Annotated in this window: 16 protein-coding genes; 8 read left to right on the top strand and 8 right to left on the bottom strand. The window is 70.0% G+C overall.

Annotated features, from left to right (window positions below; translation table 11 throughout):
* Positions 1–482: 482 nt before the first annotated feature.
* Positions 483–1,124 carry a DNA-3-methyladenine glycosylase gene (locus ACFY1U_RS05505; protein WP_390692810.1) on the bottom strand — a complete coding sequence of 214 codons (642 nt, stop codon included), beginning with the start codon at positions 1,122–1,124 and terminating at the stop codon, positions 483–485.
* 137 nt (positions 1,125–1,261) lie between these two features.
* Between ACFY1U_RS05505 and ACFY1U_RS05500 the strand changes: the two genes are divergently transcribed.
* The 3 genes from ACFY1U_RS05500 (at position 1,262) to ACFY1U_RS05490 (ending at position 3,277) form a co-directional block, all read left to right on the top strand.
* Positions 1,262–2,044, top strand: a complete 783-nt coding sequence (locus tag ACFY1U_RS05500; RefSeq protein WP_390692809.1) for a sporulation protein — start codon at positions 1,262–1,264, stop codon at positions 2,042–2,044.
* A 42-nt stretch (positions 2,045–2,086) separates the two neighbouring features.
* The gene (locus tag ACFY1U_RS05495) at positions 2,087–2,626 is read left to right on the top strand and encodes a YbhB/YbcL family Raf kinase inhibitor-like protein (protein ID WP_390692808.1); all 540 of its coding nucleotides are present in this window, start codon (positions 2,087–2,089) and stop codon (positions 2,624–2,626) included.
* Between the two features lie 144 nt (positions 2,627–2,770).
* Positions 2,771–3,277 carry an HNH endonuclease gene (locus tag ACFY1U_RS05490; protein WP_390692807.1) on the top strand — a complete coding sequence of 169 codons (507 nt, stop codon included), beginning with the start codon at positions 2,771–2,773 and terminating at the stop codon, positions 3,275–3,277.
* Positions 3,278–3,340: 63 nt separating this feature from the next.
* On the opposite strand, the gene ACFY1U_RS05485 is transcribed toward ACFY1U_RS05490, so the two are convergent.
* From ACFY1U_RS05485 to ACFY1U_RS05475, 3 genes are all read right to left on the bottom strand, one after another.
* On the bottom strand, positions 3,341–4,285 hold the full coding sequence (locus ACFY1U_RS05485) for an SPFH domain-containing protein (RefSeq protein WP_361272652.1): 945 nt from the start codon (positions 4,283–4,285) through the stop codon (positions 3,341–3,343).
* Between the two features lie 131 nt (positions 4,286–4,416).
* Positions 4,417–4,848, bottom strand: coding sequence for an NfeD family protein (locus tag ACFY1U_RS05480; RefSeq protein ID WP_390692806.1), 432 nt, complete (start codon positions 4,846–4,848; stop codon positions 4,417–4,419).
* 93 nt (positions 4,849–4,941) lie between these two features.
* Positions 4,942–5,733: an ABC transporter ATP-binding protein gene (locus tag ACFY1U_RS05475; protein ID WP_390692805.1), complete on the bottom strand. Its 792-nt coding sequence runs from the start codon at positions 5,731–5,733 to the stop codon at positions 4,942–4,944.
* Positions 5,734–5,874: 141 nt separating this feature from the next.
* On the opposite strand from ACFY1U_RS05475, the gene ACFY1U_RS05470 reads away from it, so the two are divergent.
* Complete coding sequence (locus ACFY1U_RS05470; protein WP_390692804.1) at positions 5,875–6,663, top strand: hypothetical protein; 789 nt, start codon at positions 5,875–5,877, stop codon at positions 6,661–6,663.
* 212 nt (positions 6,664–6,875) lie between these two features.
* Here the strand turns inward: ACFY1U_RS05470 and ACFY1U_RS05465 are convergent, their stop codons facing one another.
* From ACFY1U_RS05465 to ACFY1U_RS05455, 3 genes are all read right to left on the bottom strand, one after another.
* Positions 6,876–7,124, bottom strand: a complete 249-nt coding sequence (locus tag ACFY1U_RS05465; RefSeq protein ID WP_099927856.1) for a chaplin — start codon at positions 7,122–7,124, stop codon at positions 6,876–6,878.
* 169 nt (positions 7,125–7,293) lie between these two features.
* Positions 7,294–7,935 carry a response regulator transcription factor gene (locus ACFY1U_RS05460; RefSeq protein ID WP_365844203.1) on the bottom strand — a complete coding sequence of 214 codons (642 nt, stop codon included), beginning with the start codon at positions 7,933–7,935 and terminating at the stop codon, positions 7,294–7,296.
* Positions 7,928–9,073, bottom strand: a complete 1,146-nt coding sequence (locus ACFY1U_RS05455; RefSeq protein WP_390692803.1) for a GAF domain-containing sensor histidine kinase — start codon at positions 9,071–9,073, stop codon at positions 7,928–7,930. Before ACFY1U_RS05455 ends, ACFY1U_RS05460 begins: the two co-directional genes overlap by 8 nt.
* Before the next feature lie 225 nt (positions 9,074–9,298).
* Here ACFY1U_RS05455 and ACFY1U_RS05450 point away from each other — a divergent pair, with 225 nt between their 5' ends.
* The 3 genes from ACFY1U_RS05450 to ACFY1U_RS05440 all read left to right on the top strand — a co-directional run bounded on the left by ACFY1U_RS05450 (position 9,299) and on the right by ACFY1U_RS05440 (position 12,167).
* Positions 9,299–9,997 carry an SDR family NAD(P)-dependent oxidoreductase gene (locus tag ACFY1U_RS05450; protein ID WP_390692802.1) on the top strand — a complete coding sequence of 233 codons (699 nt, stop codon included), beginning with the start codon at positions 9,299–9,301 and terminating at the stop codon, positions 9,995–9,997.
* Entirely contained in the window at positions 9,994–11,079 is a 1,086-nt protein-coding gene (locus tag ACFY1U_RS05445; protein ID WP_390692801.1) for an S-adenosylmethionine:tRNA ribosyltransferase-isomerase, read from the top strand. Before ACFY1U_RS05450 ends, ACFY1U_RS05445 begins: the two co-directional genes overlap by 4 nt.
* Positions 11,080–11,378: 299 nt before the next feature.
* Positions 11,379–12,167, top strand: coding sequence for a transglycosylase SLT domain-containing protein (locus ACFY1U_RS05440; protein WP_390692800.1), 789 nt, complete (start codon positions 11,379–11,381; stop codon positions 12,165–12,167).
* A 94-nt stretch (positions 12,168–12,261) separates the two neighbouring features.
* Here the strand turns inward: ACFY1U_RS05440 and ACFY1U_RS05435 are convergent, their stop codons facing one another.
* Positions 12,262–14,763 carry an FHA domain-containing protein gene (locus tag ACFY1U_RS05435; protein WP_390692799.1) on the bottom strand — a complete coding sequence of 834 codons (2,502 nt, stop codon included), beginning with the start codon at positions 14,761–14,763 and terminating at the stop codon, positions 12,262–12,264.
* A 253-nt stretch (positions 14,764–15,016) separates the two neighbouring features.
* Here ACFY1U_RS05435 and ACFY1U_RS05430 point away from each other — a divergent pair, with 253 nt between their 5' ends.
* Positions 15,017–16,873 carry a streptophobe family protein gene (locus tag ACFY1U_RS05430; RefSeq protein ID WP_390692798.1) on the top strand — a complete coding sequence of 619 codons (1,857 nt, stop codon included), beginning with the start codon at positions 15,017–15,019 and terminating at the stop codon, positions 16,871–16,873.
* Positions 16,874–16,905 lie beyond the last annotated feature (32 nt).

Genomic DNA, 16,905 nt, shown 5'->3' with positions numbered 1-16,905 from the left:
ATCGGGTGACACATCACGAGAGCGGAACCGCCGGGCGGAATAAGCCCGAACGGTTCACAGCGTCCTCGCTGTGTATTTTCAAAGGAACCTCGCCCCAGCAGACGCTGGAGACGGGGTATCAACATATCTGGCGTTGATTTTTGGCACGCTGTTGAGTTCTCAAGCAACGGACGCTTCCTTTGTACTCACCCTCTCGGGCTTTCCTCCGGGCAGTTTCCCTTCGGTCTTGCGTTTCCGACTCTATCAGATCCTTTCGGGCCTGATTCCCAGTCGGCGGGGCCTTTCGACATTCACTACGTTAACCGATTCCCCCGGCAAACTCATAATCGAGTTCTGCGAGTCCGAATTCAGGCATGCGGGCACACCGAATTCGACCCCGCCGAGGGGCGATCGTAGGTAGTGGTTTGGCCGCTTCCGGCTGTTGGCGATTGCCGTACCGGGTCAAGCGGCTCGGGCTACATTACGCAGCTTCCAGGGACGCGTCAACTTGAGCGGCGCCTCGGAACGTGGGCCCGATAGGGGCTCACCGTCGGGTCGTTGGCGATCCAGTAGCGCCACGGGTGCACGCCCCCCTCACCTGCCACGCCGGTGCGTGGACCGTTGCGTACCTGGTCGGGGGCGACTGCGGTGCCCGTCAGGATCCGCAACGGCGTGTCCCCTGGGGCGCACGCGTCCGTGCCGTCAAGATCGCGGGCCACGCCCAGGGCTGTGGCCAGGCGTGCGGGCCCTTTGGCCAGTTCCTTGTCATTTCGGGCCGAGAGTCTGCGTTTACGAGCGAGCTCGGCGCCCTCGATGACCTCACCGGCCCGGAGCAGGACCGCGCTCGCCCTTCCTTCGGGGCCGCACACCAGGTTCATGCAGAACCACATGCCGTAGGTGAAGTAGACGTATACATGCCCGGGCGGACCGAACATCACGCCGTTTCGGGCCGTGCGTCCGCGATAGGCGTGGGAGCCGGGGTCGTTCGGGCCGTCGTAGGCCTCGACCTCCGTGAGGCGCAGGGCGATCGGACCGTCCGGTGTCGTACGCACGAGGATGCGGCCCAGGAGGTCGGGGGCGACTTCCAGGACGGGGCGGTCGAAGAACTTCCTGGGGAGTGGCGTACGGTCCGGTGGCGCGATCATGGGGCACGAGCCTAGTCCAGACGGGTGGAGGCCAAGGGGTGGTCAAGGTTCCGTCTGCTTGCCAGGGTGTGGGGCGGAACCGGCCGTGCCCGGATCGCGTTGGTAGGGATCAAGGGTCCACACGTATAGGGAGAGACATGGCGTTCAAGAAGCTGCTCGCGAGCCTGGGGGCCGGCGGGGCTTCGGTCGAGACGGTGCTGACCGAGGTCAACGTCGTTCCGGGCGGCGTCGTCCAGGGTGAGGTGCGGATCCAGGGCGGGTCCGTGAACCAGGACATCGAGGGCCTGTCGGTCGGGCTGCAGGCCAGGGTCGAGGTCGAGAGCGGCGACGAGGAGTACAAGCAGAACATCGAGTTCACCAAGGTGCAGCTCGGTGGTGCCTTCGAGCTGCAGGCCGGGGCCGTGCACGCGGTGCCGTTCGGGCTCGAGATCCCGTGGGAGACGCCGGTCACGATGATCGACGGGCAGGCGCTGCGCGGAATGAACATCGGTGTGACCACGGAGCTGGCGATCGCGCGCGCCATCGACTCCGGTGACCTGGACCCGATCAATGTGCACCCGCTGCCGGCGCAGAAGGCGATCCTGGACGCGTTCATCCAGCTGGGCTTCCGCTTCAAGAACGCGGACATGGAGCGCGGACACATCCGGGGTACGCGCCAGAAGCTGCCGTTCTACCAGGAGATCGAGTTCTTCCCGCCGTCGCAGTACCGCGGGCTGAACCAGGTCGAGTTGAGCTTTGTGGCCGACGAGCACGCCATGGACGTCATCCTGGAGATGGACAAGAAGCCCGGTCTGTTCAGCGAGGGCAGTGACACGTTCCGGTCCTTCCAGGTGGGGCTGCAGGACTTCTACGGGACCGACTGGGCGGCGTACCTCAACCAGTGGCTGTCCGAGGTCGGCAGCAAGCGCAACTGGTTCTAGGCTCGGAGCTGCTGATTCCGTCATCGATCAGGAGGTACCGAGGTGACCGAGCTCAAGCGGCGGCCGCTCCCCCATGACTTCCATCCGCCCGTGCCGTCGTTCACGGTGACGAGTGAGGACGTCGAGGAGGGCGCCACGCTCAAGGACGCTCAGGTCTATGCGGGCGGCAACACCTCGCCGCAGCTGCGGTGGGAGGGCTTCCCCGCCGAGACCAAGAGCTTCGCCGTGACCTGCTACGACCCGGACGCGCCTACGGGCAGCGGGTTCTGGCACTGGACGGTCTTCGACATCCCGGCCTCGGTGACCGAGCTGCCGGCCGGTGCGGGCAGCGGCAAGTTCGAGGGGCTGCCCGAGGGTGCCGTGCAGGTGCGCAACGACTACGGGAGCAAGGACTTCGGCGGGGCCGCTCCGCCGCCCGGGGACGGGCCGCACCGGTATGTGTTCACGGTGTACGCCGTGGACCAGGAGAAGTTGGGGCCGGATTCCGATGTCTCTCCCGCCGTCGTCGGTTTCAATCTGCGGTTCCACGCGATCGCGCGTGCCCAGCTGATCGGTGAGTACGAGGTGCCTGCCGAAGACTGACGTTCATGGAACGTTTGCCCGCCTCTGGTCTTGGAATTGATCAGGGGCGGGCAGTTTTTATTGCGTTGTCCATCTCGGCGTGCCCGGCCAGAGTTGATCCAAGCCCGCCAGGGGGTGGGCCGACTGCACGGGAGGTGGGCTGGGATGCGGGACACGCTGGTACTGAATGCGAGCTTCGAGCCGCTGTCGACGGTGACGTTGAATCGAGCCGTCGTTCTGGTGCTGCAGGACAAGGCCGTTGTCGAGCAGGCCCACCCCGAGCTGCGCATGCGTGGAGCCGCGGTCGACATACCCGCGCCCCGGGTGATCCGATTGTGCAGGTACGTGAGGGTGCCGTTCCGAAGACAAGCTCCGTGGTCGAGGCGGGGTGTGCTGGTGAGGGACCGGCACCGGTGCGCGTACTGCGGTCGGCGGGCGACCACGGTGGACCATGTGGTGCCGAGGGCGCAGGGCGGTCAGGACTCGTGGCTGAATACGGTGGCCTCCTGCGCGGAGGACAACCACCGTAAGGCGGACCGCACTCCGGAGCAGGCGGGTATGCCGTTGCTGCGGCAGCCGTTCGAGCCGACGCCTCAGGACGCGATGCTGCTGACGCTCGGCAGTGAGGACTTCGAGGCGCTTCCGGACTGGCTGGCCCAGCCCGCCGCCTAGGCCGTACGCAGAACTCGGGGCTCACCTCCGTCGGAGGTGAGCCCCGGTGTCGTACAGGACGCGTCAGTCGATCGACGGCTTCTCTCGGCGTTCCGGAGCCTTCTCCGCGCCTCCGCCGCCCGAGTTGCCGCCGAACGGGCCGAAGTTGCCCATGGCGCCGGAGAGTCCCTTGAGGGCGTCGCCGATTTCGCTGGGGACGATCCAGAGCTTGTTGGCGTCGCCCTCGGCGATCTTCGGAAGCATCTGGAGGTACTGGTAGCTGAGGAGCTTCTGGTCGGGGTCGCCGGCGTGGATGGACTCGAAGACCGTGCGGATCGCCTGGGCTTCGCCCTCGGCGCGCAGGGCGGCGGCCTTGGCCTCACCCTCGGCGCGCAGGATCTGGGACTGCTTCTCACCTTCGGCGGTGAGGATGGCGGCCTGGCGCGTACCTTCGGCGGTGAGGATCGCTGCGCGCTTGTCACGGTCGGCGCGCATCTGCTTCTCCATCGAGTCCTGGATGGAGGTGGGCGGTTCGATGGCCTTGAGCTCGACGCGGTTGACGCGGATGCCCCACTTGCCGGTGGCCTCGTCGAGGACGCCGCGCAGGGCCGCGTTGATCTCCTCGCGGGAGGTCAGGGTCCGCTCGAGGTCCATGCCACCGATGATGTTGCGGAGCGTGGTGACGGTGAGCTGCTCGATCGCCTGGATGTAGCTGGCGACTTCGTACGTCGCGGCCCGGGCGTCGGTCACCTGGTAATAGATGACCGTGTCGATGTTGACGACCAGGTTGTCCTGGGTGATCACCGGTTGCGGCGGGAACGGCACGACCTGCTCGCGGAGGTCGATGCGGTTGCGGATCGTGTCGATGAACGGGACCACGATGTTGAGGCCCGCGTTGAGTGTCCGCGTGTAGCGGCCGAAGCGCTCCACGATGGCGGCGCTGGCCTGTGGGATGACTTGGATTGTCCTGATCAGGGCGATGAAGACCAACACCACCAGAATGATCAGGACGATGATGACCGGTTCCATCGTCGTTCCCCGTACCCTTCTCCGCCTCGGCGCTTTCGGAAGATCTTATGGTTGTTGAAGATCTTGCTGGTCGAGTCTGACAGACCCTCGCACAACTCGTGGGCTGTTCGCTTCAGTTGAGTCCTACGAGGTCAGATGACGATTGCGGTGGCCCCTTCGATCTCCACGACATCCACTTCCTGCCCCACCTCGTAAGCGCTGCCGGCGTCGAGCGAGCGGGCCGACCAGACCTCGCCGGCCAGTTTGATCCGGCCTCCGGAGCCGTCGACGCGTTCGAGTACGACGGCCTGCTTGCCCTTCAACGCCTCGACGCCTGTGGCGAGTTGGGGGCGTTGGGCGCTGTGCCGGAGCGCGATGGGCCGTACGACGGCGATGAGGGCGACCGCGACGACGACGAAGGTGAGCACCTGCGCCACGACGCCGAAGCCCAGTCCGGCGAGGACCGCGGCGGCGACGGCGCCCACTGCGAGCATGCCGAACTCCGGCATCGCGGTCACCACGAGCGGGATTCCGAGCGCAGCCGCGCCGACGAGCCACCACACCCATGCGTCGATGTCGTTCACATGGTCATGGTAGGACCGCGGGTCCTGCCTCGGACAGGGCGCGATGGGGCTGGGTGGGCTTCTTGCCCGTGTTTTCGCGCGGGCTTCACACCGTCAGGACAGCGGCAGGCCCTGAGCGGTCCAGCGGTCGCCGACCTGTTCGACGACGAGCGGGAGGCCGAAGCAGAGGGAGAGGTTGCGGGAGGTGAGCTCGAGCTCCAGCGGGCCGGCGGCGAGGACCTTGCCCTGACGGATCATCAGGACGTGGGTGAAACCGGGGGCGATCTCCTCGACATGGTGGGTGACCATGATCATCGAGGGTGCGATCGGGTCGCGGGCGAGGCGGCCGAGACGGCGGACCAGGTCCTCGCGGCCACCGAGGTCGAGGCCGGCGGCGGGCTCGTCGAGGAGGAGGAGCTCAGGGTCGGTCATCAGGGCGCGGGCGATGAGGGTGCGCTTGCGCTCACCCTCGGAGAGCGTGCCGAACTTGCGGTCCACGTACTCGGTCATGCCGAGGCGGTCGAGGAAGGCGCGGGCGCGCTGCTCGTCGATGTCCTCGTAGTCCTCGTGCCAGCCGGCGGTCATGCCGTAGGCGGCGGTGAGGACGGTCTGCAGGACGGTCTGGCGCTTGGGGAGCTTGTCGGCCATGGCGATGCCGGCCATGCCGATGCGGGGGCGCAGCTCGAAGACGTCGACCTTGCCGAGGGTCTCGCCGAGGATGGTGGCGCTGCCGTTGCTGGGGAAGAGGTAGCTGGAGGCGACATTCAGGAGGGTCGTCTTGCCGGCGCCGTTGGGGCCGAGGATGACCCAGCGCTCGCCTTCCTTGACCGACCAGGAGACCTGGTCCACCAGAGCCCGGCCCTCACGGACCACGGATACGTCCTGAAGCTCCAGAACATCGCTCATGAGCGCGTTGTCTCCCCTTGCAGTGTGACCGGTCTCGGCGTCTCGGCTGTCGCGTGCGCGCTTTTCGGGCGCAGCCCTCGATGAAATCTACGCCACCGGTCGCCCGGCCCATTCCATCGGTCCGGTCCTTAGGGTGGGGGCATGCTCTCGGAACCGCGTTCAGGACGCTTTGCCGCTTGGGGAAACGCCCTTTTGGCCGGACTTGTCTCGCCGGACGACGCTGTGCTGGCGATCGTCGGGGACGATGCCGTGCATCGCATGGAGGGGCTGCCCGGTGAGGCTGCGCCCGTCGGGCTCACTCTGGCGCTTGGCCGGCTGCGGGCGCTCGGCGCCACGGGGCTGCGGGTCGCGCTGCCCGCGCCGGGGCATCCGCTGGGGCTGAGCGGGCCGCCGGAGTTCAATGCGCGGGCGATGGACGCCGAGGAGGCGGTGGTCTGTCATGGCGCCGCGTTCGGGTTGGTGCCTGAGGTGTACGAGGCCGGGCCCGACGGCGATGTGCATGTGGAGGTGGTGTGGCACTGCCTGCCGGTGCGGGAGGCCCCGCCGGCCGATGTGCCCTCGCTGGGTGAGGCCGAGCGGGAGCTGGCGGAGGCGTTGCGGGAGGCGACGGAGGTGCTGTCGCGGCTGGATGTCGCCGGGTCGGGACCGGTGGCGGAGGCGGCGATCGATGCGTACCGGGCGCGGGCCGAGCGGGGGCGGGAGGTGCTGGCACCGGGTTATCCGCCGCGGGCGGTGCGGGTGCTGGAGCTGGCGCAGCGGGTGGGGCTGCTGATTTCCCTTGCTCGCGGCAACGGGCACGGGGGCGCGGTGAGCGCCGGTGAGATGGGGGCGCGGGCCGAGGCGCTGCGGCCGGTGGAGCGGACGGCTCGGCGGGCGCAGGTCGCCGCGTACAACTCCGTTGTGGAGGAGCGGGAGCGGGGGGTGCGGTGAGCGTTGGGTTCTCTGTGGCCGGGGGTTGTGCGGCCGTACCTGGGGGCTTTGCCCCCAGACCCCCTTTGTCGGCCTGAATGGCCTCGTCCTCAAACGCCGGACGGGCTGAAAGACAAACCCCGACCGGCGCTGCAGGGCGACCGCCGTCAAAGACTGACCGGCCTCCCGGGATACCCGGGAGGCCGGTGGTCGTGCATGCCCTGTGGCGGACGTCAGTGGTTGACGGCCAGGTTGCCGAAGGCGGGGTTCAGCACGCCGACGACGTTCACGCTGTTGCCCGAGACGTTCACCGGGACGTGCACCGGGGCCTGGACCACGTTGCCCGAGACGATGCCGGGCGAGCCCACGGCCGTCCCGTCGGCGTGCGCACCGCCGGTGGTGGCGGAGGCCATTCCGGCTCCAGCGGCGAGCAGACCGCCGGCCACCATCGTCACAGCCGCTGCCTTCTTCAGGTTCTTCACTTTCCAAGCCCTCCCTAGCGGTTGCCGCGGCAATCGCCGCAGCACGCACTGAAGAACGGCGGAGATCCGCGGAGGATGCGCCATCCGGGGGACATTCCCACGACGGTATGAATCTCAGTCCGGAGCGGAACCCTCCGTATTGCCGCGGCGTCCCGGCGCTCGGCGCGTTTCAGCCGGTCACACCATGGCGGACGGCCCACAGGGCCGCCTGGGTGCGGTCCGCCAGGTCGAGCTTCATCAGGATGTTCGAGACGTGGGTCTTCACGGTCTTCTCGGACAGGACGAGGGCCCGCGCGATCTCCCGGTTCGAGCGGCCGTCCGCTATCAGGCCGAGCACCTCGCGCTCCCGTTCCGTGAGCGAACCGCCCCGCCCCTGGCCCGAGTTGGCCTCCTCCTGGGACAGCAGGGCGCCCGCGACCTCGGGCTGGAGCAGGATGTGCCCGGCGTGGACGGAGCGGATGGCGCCGGCCAGGGCGTCCGGGTCCACGTCCTTGTAGACGTATCCGGCGGCGCCGGCGCGCAGGGCCGGGACGACCGTGCGCTGTTCGGTGAAGCTGGTGACGATCAGCACGCGCGCGGGGTTGTTCAGCTCGCGCAGCTTGCGCAGAGCGTCGACGCCGTCCATGCCGGGCATCTTGACGTCCATCAGCACGACGTCGGGCTGCAGCTCCTCGGCGCGGGCGACTCCTTCGGCGCCGTCGGCCGCCTCTCCCACGACCTGGATGTCGTCCTGCACTTCGAGGAACGTGCGCAGGCCGCGGCGGACCACCTGGTGGTCGTCGACGAGCAGCACCTTGATTGCGTCAGCCACCGGGGACCTCCATCTCGATCGTGGTGCCCTTTCCGGGCGCCGACTCCACGTTCAGCACGCCGCCGACCCCGCTTGCGCGGTCCCGCATGGACACCAGGCCCAGGTGGCGTCCCGCGCGGCGTATCGACTTCGGATCGAAGCCGCTGCCGTCGTCCGTGACGCGGAGGACCGTGCCGCCCTCGCGCCGGGACAGGGACACGTCCACGTGCCGCGCCCCGGAGTGCCGCAGGGCGTTGTGCAGGGCCTCCTGGGCGACGCGCAGGACGGCCTCCTCCTGGGCGGCCGGCAGGGCGCGCACGCCGCAGCTGTCGAAGGTCACACGCGCGGTGTGGGCGCGGTCGAGGACCTGGATCTGGGTGCGCAGGGTGGCGACCAGTCCGTCCTCGTCGAGGGCCGCGGGACGCAGCTCCACGACGGCGGCGCGCAGTTCGTCGGCGGCCTCGGCGGCGAGCGCGGCCACCTGTTGCAGCTCGCCCTTGGCGCGGGAGGGATCCCGGTCGACGAGGGCGGCGGCGGCCTGGGCGGTCAGGCGCAGGGAGAAGAGCTTCTGGCTGACCGCGTCGTGCAGCTCGTGGGCGAGCCGGGAGCGCTCCTCGGCGATGGTCAGCTCGCGGCTGCGCTCGTACAGGCGGGCGTTGGTGAGGGCGATCGCGGCGTGCTGGGCGAGGATGGCGAGCAGGTCCTCGTCCTCCTCGGTGAAGCCGCAGCTGCCTTCCGGCTTCGGGCAGTTCTTATTGGCGAGGAACAGGGCGCCGATGACCTCGTCGCCGTCCCTGATCGGCAGGCCCAGGAAGTCGGACATGTCGGGGTGGGCGGAGGGCCAGCCCTCGAAGCGGGGGTCCTTGCGGACGTCGGCGAGGCGCTCGATCTTCGCGTCCTGGAGCATCGCGGCGAGGATGCCGTGCTGGCGCGGGAGCGGGCCGATGGCCTTCCACTGCGCGTCGCTCACGCCGTCGACCACGAACTGGGCGAAGCCGCCGTGGTCGTCGGGGACGCCGAGGGCGGCGTACTGCGCGTCGAGCAGCTCGCGGGCCGAGGCGACGATCGTCTTGAGGACGTCGCGCACCTCGAGATGCCTGCTCATGGCCAGCAGCGCGGAACTCACCGCGGTGAGGCCGGACCGGGGGCCGTGACTCATGCCCTCAAGGTACCGGCGGGGTGTGACAACGGGGATCGGCCCTGTGACGGCGGAGCCTGCGCCGGTGGGCCTAGGTCGGGCGGAGTAGGTCCGGGGCCCCGGACGGGCGGCTTAGTCCGAAGGGCCCCGGCCGGTTGGGGCCCGCGTCCGAGGCGGGGCGGGCGGCGCGGTTCCTAGGTTGAGGTCACCGCCGATCGACGGGCGGCCGAGACGAGGGGACGTGTCATGCCGGTAGCGATCATCACGGGGGCTTCCAAGGGGCTGGGGAGGGCGCTGGCCGAGGCGCTGGCCGCGCGCGGCTGGGATCTGGTGCTGGACGCAAGGACGCAGGGGGCTCTCACCGAGGCGGCGGGGGCCGTGTCCGCGTACGGCACGCGGGTGAGCGCCGTGCCCGGGGACGTCACGGACGCCGGTCACCGGGCGGAGTTGGTGGCGGCCGCGGGGAAGCTGGGCGGCATCGATCTGCTGGTGAACAACGCCAGCGCGCTGGGCGCCGAGCCGCTGGTACGGCTGGAGCAGCTGCCCCTGGAGGGGTTCAGGCGGGCGCTGGAGGTGAACGTGGTGGCCGCGCTGGGCCTGGTCCAGGAGGCGCTGCCGCTGCTGCGGACGTCCGAGGCGGGCATGGTGATCGCGGTCAGCTCGGACGCGGCCGCCGAGGCCTATGAGACGTGGGGCGGGTACGGCGCCTCGAAGGCGGCCCTCGACCATCTGGCGGCGGTGCTCGGCGAGGAGGAGCCCGGGCTGCGGGTCTGGGCGGTCGACCCCGGGGACATGGCCACGGACCTGTATGCGGCGGCCGTACCGGACGACGGTGATCCGCGGCCGGCACCGGCGAGTGTGGTGCCGGCGTTCCTTCGGCTGCTGGACGAGCGGCCGGCGAGCGGCCGGTATGCGGCTCCGGCGCTGCTGGAGGGGCAGCGATGACGGTGGCGGTGCACGTACCGGAGGAGCTGTCGGCCCGGGTCCCGGTCGAGCAGCGCGGGGCGGGGCTCGACCGGGACGCCGTACGGCTGCTCGTGTCGCGGGGCTGCGAGGTGTCGCACCATGCGTTCGTGGAGCTGCCGCGGCTGCTGCGGGCCGGGGATCTGCTCGTCGTGAACACCTCTCCCACGCTGGCCGCCGCCGTGGACGGGCGGGCCGGGCACGCGCGCGTGGTGGTGCACTTCTCCACGCGCGGGGACGACGGGCGGTGGGCGGTCGAGCTGCGGGATCCGGACGGGAAGGGCACCACGCGCGCGCGTGCGGGCGGGCCCGCGGGCCTGGAGGTGCGGTTGCCCGGGGGCGTGCGGCTGGTCCTGGAGGAGCCGCTGAGCGCGCGCGGCGACCGGCTGTGGTGGGCGCGGGTGTCGGGGGCCGGGGTCCTTGGGCTGATGCGGGAGCACGGGCGGCCCATTCGCTACTCCTATACGGAGCGGGACCAGCCGCTGGCCGTGTACCAGACGGTGTTCGCCCTGCCGCCGGCCGACGGGGCGGGCAGTGCGGAGATGCCGAGTGCGGCGCGGCCCTTCACGGCGCGGCTGGTGGCGGAGCTGGTCAGCCGGGGTGTGCAGTTCGCACCGATCACCCTGCATACGGGGGTGGCCTCGGCGGAGGCGCACGAGCCGCCGTATCCGGAGCGGTACTCCGTGCCGGAGGCGTCGGCGCGGCTGATCAATGCCGTGCGGGCGGGCGACGGACGGGTGGTGGCGGTCGGGACGACGGCCGTGCGGGCCGTGGAGTCGGCGGCGGGGCCGGACGGCGTCGTACACGCGCGTGAAGGGTGGACGGATCTCGTGGTCACCCCGGAGCGCGGGGTGCGGGTGGTGGACGGGCTGCTGACCGGGCTGCACGAGCCGGAGGCCTCGCATCTGCTGATGCTGGAGGCGATCGCCGGGCGGGCCGCGGTCGACCGTAGCTACGAGGAGGCGCTGCGCGGGCTCTACCTGTGGCACGAGTTCGGGGACGTCCACCTCATCCTGCAGGAGGAGGCCCCTTACGCAGTGCATTGCTCAAGCAACTCATGGTGAGAATGTCCCGGTGACGATGTGAGCCCGCGCATAGGGCGCAGATCACGTACGAAGGGCGATAGGAGACAGACCCTCCCCGCATGAGCGGGGCGAACGGTCCAGTCTGTCCGTTTTTGCCCTCACCCGATCCACTACCGGGGATCGTATGTCACACCTTTGCCACGACATTTTGCGGCCGCTAAGAATGGCTGCCGTCGCTCAGCGCCGCGGGTTCCCCCCGCGGCGTTTGTGCGGGTCGGACCCGTGTCCCCCGCCGGACGTAGAGCGACCTCCGCGCTATTCGAAGAGGTCCGTCTGCCATGCTCAAGAACACCAACATTCGCCGTCTCAGTCGCTCGCTGACCCGTCACCAGAAGGTCGCGATGGCCGGTGTCGCCACCCTCGGTGCCGCCGCTCTGGCGTTCTCCGCGGTGCCCAGCAACGCCGAGACGACCACGAACGAGGCCACCCTCTCGACGGCCAAGGTGGAGTACGGCACCAACCAGATCAAGGACGTCAAGGCCAGCGTCACCGACCAGCTCGCCGGTGCCAGCCTGAAGGCCGAGGCCATCAAGGCCCAGGCCGAGGCCAAGGCCAAGCAGAAGGCCGCCGCCGCTGCCGCCGCCAAGAAGGCCGCCGCCGCTGCCGCCGCGCAGAAGGCCGCGGCCGCGAAGAAGGCTGCCGCCGCGGCCGCGGCGAAGAAGCAGGCCGAGGCCGCGCGCCAGGCGAAGGAGGCCGCGAGCCGGGCCGCCCAGCGTGCCGCGGCCAAGCCGGTCGTCAAGACCTACGCGAACAACCTCGACGGCTGGATCAGGAACGCGCTCGACATCATGCAGTCCAAGGGCATACCGGGCAGCTACAACGGCCTGTACCGCAACATCATGCGGGAGTCCTCGGGCAACCCGATGGCCATCAACAACTGGGACATCAACGCCATCAACGGCATCCCGTCGAAGGGCCTGCTGCAGGTCATCCCGCCGACCTTCAGCGCCTACCACGTGGCCGGCACGTCCTGGAACATCTACGACCCGGTCGCCAACATCACCGCCGCCGCCAACTACGCGGCCGACAAGTACGGCTCGATCGACAACGTCAACAGCGCGTACTGAGGTCGGCGCGGACCTCTTCACGCATGCGCCGAAGGGCGGCACCCACTGAGGGTGCCGCCCTTCGGCGTCGTACGAGAGCGTCGTGGCGGACGGACTACTTGCGCATGACCTCCGGCTCATGGCGGCGCAGGAAGCGGGCCACGAAGAACGCGCAGATCACACCGAGCGCGATCAGGGCGATCATGTCCATGCTCCAGGCGCCCACGGTGTGCTCCCAGAGCGGGTCGTTGGGCTTGCCCTTGCCGGGCGGGCTGATCCGGTTGAAGTCGAGCGTGGCGCCCGCGGCGGCGACGGCCCAGCGCGAGGGCATCAGATACGAGAACTGGTTGACGCCGATCGCGCCGTTCAGGGCGAAGAGGCAGCCGGTGAAGACGACCTGGACGATCGCGAACATGACCAGCAGAGGCATGGTCTTCTCGGATGTCTTCACCAGGGCGGAGATGATCAGGCCGAACATCATCGAGGTGAAGCCCAGGGCCATGACCGGGATGGTGAGCTCGAGCAGCGGGAGGTTCTTGAGGACGAGGCCCTCCGTCGGGATCTTCCTGCTGGCGAAGCCGATCATGCCGACCATCAGGCCCTGCAGCACCGTGATGAAGCCGAGCACGAAGACCTTCGACATCAGGTACGCGGAGCGGGACAGGCCGGTCGCGCGCTCCCGCTCGTAGATGACCCGTTCCTTGATCAGCTCACGGACGGAGTTCGCGGCACCGGCGAAGCAGGCGCCCACCGCGAGGATCAGCAGGACGGTGGTGGCCGTGCCGTTCGGGACGGGCTGCTGGGTCGTCGGGTTGATCTCCGTGTTGACCAGCAGGTCCTTGCCCGAGTCGATGAGCAGGCTCACCGAGCCGAGGACGAGCGGCAGGATCACCGTCAGGGCGAGGAAGCCCTTGTCGGAGGCGATGACCGAGACATAGCGGCGCACCAGGGTGACGAACTGGCTCATCCAGCCCTGCGGCTTCGGCGGCTTCATCGCCTGCATCGGAGGCATCTGTACGGACTGTGGTGCAACGGCGTCGATGTCCGCGGCGTACATCTGGTAGTGCTGTGAGCCCTTCCAGCGTCCGGCCCAGTCGTAGTCGCGGTAGTTCTCGAAGGCGGAGAAGACGTCGGCCCAGGTGTCGTAGCCGAAGAAGTTCAGCGCCTCCTCCGGCGGGCCGAAGTAGGCGACCGCGCCACCCGGGGCCATCACCAGGAGCTTGTCGCACAGGGCCAGCTCGGCCACGGAGTGGGTGACGACGAGGACCGTACGGCCGTCGTCGGCGAGGCCGCGCAGCAGCTGCATGACATCGCGGTCCATGCCCGGGTCGAGACCCGAGGTCGGCTCGTCCAGGAAGATCAGGGACGGCTTGGTGAGGAGCTCCAGGGCCACCGAGACGCGCTTGCGCTGGCCGCCGGAGAGGGAGGTGACCTTCTTCTCCTTGTGGATGTCGAGCTTCAGCTCGCGCAGCACCTCGTCTATGCGGTTCTCGCGCTCCTGGGCCGTGGTGTCGGCGGGGAAGCGCAGCTTGGCCGCGTACTTGAGGGCCTTCTTGACGGTCAGTTCCTTGTGCAGGATGTCGTCCTGCGGGACCAGTCCGATGCGCTGGCGCAGCTCGGCGAACTGCTTGTACAGGTTGCGGTTGTCGTAGAGGACGTCGCCCTGGTTGGCGGGGCGGTAGCCGGTGAGCGCCTTGAGCAGGGTCGACTTTCCGGAGCCGGACGGGCCGATGACCGCGATCAGGGACTTCTCGGGGACGCCGAAGGAGACGTCCTTGAGGATCTGCTTGCCGCCGTCGACCGTGACGGTCAGGTGGCGGGCCGAGAAGGACACCTCACCGGTGTCGACGAACTCCTCGAGGTGGTCGCCGACGATCCGGAACGTGGAGTGGCCGACGCCGACGATGTCGGTCGGGCCGAGCAGCGCCGAGCCGCCCTTCGCGATCGGCTGGCCGTTGACGTACGTGCCGTTGTGCGAGCCCAGGTCGCGGATCTCCATGCGGCCGTCGGGCGTCGAGTGGAACTCGGCGTGGTGCCGGGAGACCTGCAGGTCGGAGACGACCAGCTCGTTCTCCAGGGCACGGCCGATGCGCATCACGCGGCCGATGGAGAACTGGTGGAACGTGGTGGGGCTGCGGTCGCCGTAGACCGGCGGCGCCCCCGCGCCACCACCGGGGCCCTGCTGCTGCGGAATCGGCGCGGCGGCCTGCTGCGGCTGCTGCCAGCCGGGCTGCGGGGCCTGCTGCTGCGGTGTCTGCTGGGCCCAGCCGGGGCCCGCGCCCTGGGCGGCGTACGGCTGCTGCTGGGGCTGGGCGACCGCGGCCGCCGCGCCGGTGACGTTGACCAGCGGGCCGTCGGTCGCGTTGCCGAGGTGCACCGCGGAGCCGGGCCCGATCTCCATGTGATGGATCCGCTGCCCCTGCACGAACGTGCCGTTGGTGGAGCCCTGGTCCTCGATGACCCAACTGCGGCCGCCCCAGCTGATCGTGGCGTGACGCCAGGACACTCTGGCGTCGTCGAGCACGATGTCCCCCTGCGGATCACGTCCGAGGGTGTACGGCCTGGACGGGTCGAGCGTCCAGGTACGTCCATTCAATTCCAGTACGAGTTCCGGCACTCCATGCCCCACTGAGTAGTCCCCCGAGTTACCCCCGACACAGGGAGTCTAGGGATGTCGAACATCGTCGGGAACTATTTCAGGCTCGCCCCCCTGACCGAAACTCGGGCCTTGTGAACCACCACGCACATGCGCATCGGCTGGTTCCGTTGACGGGGTTGAAAAGGGCCCGGAGAGTGGTAATCCACGCGAGGGGGACATGCGCGGCCGCCGTGCCGCAATGCGGATCGGGGGGTCTGCCATGAGTGCGTCCATGAGCGCGTCGTCGAGTGTCGAGTCCGTCAGGAGCGGCACCAGGGTGCCCTGGGGGGACGTCCTGCTGTCCGCGATCGCCTCCGTGAGCTGGGCGTTGATCGGGATGGTGGGCACTGCGGCGCTCGGTCTGCATCTGCTGGAGGCGGACGCGTCGGGCTCGCTCGGGCCGATGACCGCGGCGGTGGTGGCACTTGGGGCGGGTGGTTCGGTCACACCGTCCGGCGACGTGTCGGCGTTCGGCCTGAAAGGCGCGCAGGCGCATACGGCCGTCACGATCACGCCACTGGGGGTCAGCCTGGTCGGCGCCCTCCTGCTCTCCTGGTTCTTCCTACGGTCCTTGCGGGCGGCGGGAGTTGTGATCGCGCCGGCCGAACTCCTGGCGCGCGCGGGCGCGGTGGTGGCGCTGTTCGTGGCGACGCTGGGCGGGCTGGCGTGGGCGGGGCACGACGTCATCACGATCGACGGCGGTTCGCTTGGCCTCGACAAGCTGCCGGGCGCGGGCGGCGGGGGCGGGGGCGGGGGCGGCGTCGACATCCCCGGGCTCGGCGACATCGGGAACATCGGCGGGCTGCTGCCCGACAACATCGGCAACCTCATCCATGCGAAGGCGGCGGTCGGCTTCACCGTCGATACGGCACCCACGCTGCTGGGCGGGCTCGGCTGGTCGGCCGGCATCCTGCTGATCGCCCTGCTGGCCTCGCGCCGCACTCCCCTGCCGCGCGGCTGGGAGGCCGTGCACCGGGTCGTACGGCCGGCGGCGTCGGCGATCGTCACGGTGATGCTGACGGCGGTGGCGGCGGGGTTCATGGCGGGGGCGTACGCGGCAATCGGTGACGACCACCCGAAGCGGATCTTCGGCGCCGCGCTGCTGGGCACGCCCAACGGCACCTGGCTGGCTATCCCCATCGGTCTTTTCGTGCCGTTCGACGGCAAGGCGACCGGCGTACTGACCAAGTTCCTGCCGCATCCGCTGGACGGCCTGCTCACCGCGAAGACCGACCAGTCGGTGACGCTGGGGCGGCTGGCGGACCTGGACGGGCGCGTGTGGCTGCTGGGGGTGGCCGCGGCCGTGATGATGCTGCTGGCAGGGGTGCTGGCCGCGGTGCGGACGCCGGTGGGTGCCGGGGCTTCGCCGGCTGCGGCTTCTTCGGGAGTACGGGGTCCGGGCGCCCTCGCCTTCGCCGGGCGGTGCGCGGTGCGGCTGGGGATCGTCACGGCGCTGACGTTGCCGCTGCTCGCGTGGCTGACGGAGGTGTCGGCGGACGCCTCGCTGTCGGTGCTGGGCTTCGACGCGTTCGGCGCCGGGGTGGAGCTGCACGGGCAGCTCGGCATGGCGCTGCTGCTGGGCGCCCTGTGGGGTGCGGGAGCGGGGGCCGCCGGGGCGCTGCTGGCGTGGGCGACCGGCGCGGCGGGGCGGCGGGCGGCGCCGCTGGCGCTGGGCGGCGGGGTGGCGGTGGTGTACGCGCCCGAAACCGGGGGCGGGGTGCCTGCCGCCGGGGGCGCGTCGGGGCCGTACACGCCGAGTACGCCGTACCGGGCGCCGAACCCCACCACCAATCCGTATCTGCAGCTGCCGGACGAGCTGCGGGAGCCGGAGGACGCGCGGCCGCCGGACCGGCAGGGTGAGCCGGGCGCCTCCGGCCGTGGACGGCCGCCCGCCGGCTCGCCGCCACCCGGTACCCGCAACAGCGACATGTACGGCGCCCCGACGGTGGCCCGCCCGATGGGCAGCCCCCCGCCCCCGCGGCAACCGCCCCGCCCCCACCGCGGGAACCGGCCGGCCCCCGGCCCGGACGGGGCCCCGCCCCCGCCCCAGCCACCGCCCCCTCCGGGGCGTCCGAAGGACGACCGCTGAGCCACACACGCCGGCCACCGCCGGAAGGAAAC

Origin of the sequence: Streptomyces sp. NPDC001351 (assembly GCF_042896045.1) — a bacterium.
Taxonomy (GTDB): Bacteria; Actinomycetota; Actinomycetes; order Streptomycetales; family Streptomycetaceae; genus Streptomyces.
The sequence above is the reverse complement of the archived record's forward strand: the minus strand, read 5'-3'. Positions and strand labels throughout refer to the sequence as shown.

Excerpts from the sequence above, each read along its gene's own strand:
- ACFY1U_RS05490 (WP_390692807.1), top strand. The coding sequence starts at position 2,771 with ATGCGGGACACGCTGGTACTGAATGCGAGCTTCGAGCCGCTGTCGACG.
- ACFY1U_RS05505 (WP_390692810.1), bottom strand. The coding sequence starts at position 1,124 with ATGATCGCGCCACCGGACCGTACGCCACTCCCCAGGAAGTTCTTCGAC.
- ACFY1U_RS05475 (WP_390692805.1), bottom strand. The coding sequence starts at position 5,733 with ATGAGCGATGTTCTGGAGCTTCAGGACGTATCCGTGGTCCGTGAGGGC.
- ACFY1U_RS05500 (WP_390692809.1), top strand. The coding sequence starts at position 1,262 with ATGGCGTTCAAGAAGCTGCTCGCGAGCCTGGGGGCCGGCGGGGCTTCG.
- ACFY1U_RS05450 (WP_390692802.1), top strand. The coding sequence starts at position 9,299 with ATGCCGGTAGCGATCATCACGGGGGCTTCCAAGGGGCTGGGGAGGGCG.
- ACFY1U_RS05470 (WP_390692804.1), top strand. The coding sequence starts at position 5,875 with ATGCTCTCGGAACCGCGTTCAGGACGCTTTGCCGCTTGGGGAAACGCC.
- ACFY1U_RS05455 (WP_390692803.1), bottom strand. The coding sequence starts at position 9,073 with ATGAGTCACGGCCCCCGGTCCGGCCTCACCGCGGTGAGTTCCGCGCTG.
- ACFY1U_RS05430 (WP_390692798.1), top strand. The coding sequence starts at position 15,017 with ATGAGCGCGTCGTCGAGTGTCGAGTCCGTCAGGAGCGGCACCAGGGTG.
- ACFY1U_RS05440 (WP_390692800.1), top strand. The coding sequence starts at position 11,379 with ATGCTCAAGAACACCAACATTCGCCGTCTCAGTCGCTCGCTGACCCGT.
- ACFY1U_RS05485 (WP_361272652.1), bottom strand. The coding sequence starts at position 4,285 with ATGGAACCGGTCATCATCGTCCTGATCATTCTGGTGGTGTTGGTCTTC.
- ACFY1U_RS05445 (WP_390692801.1), top strand. The coding sequence starts at position 9,994 with ATGACGGTGGCGGTGCACGTACCGGAGGAGCTGTCGGCCCGGGTCCCG.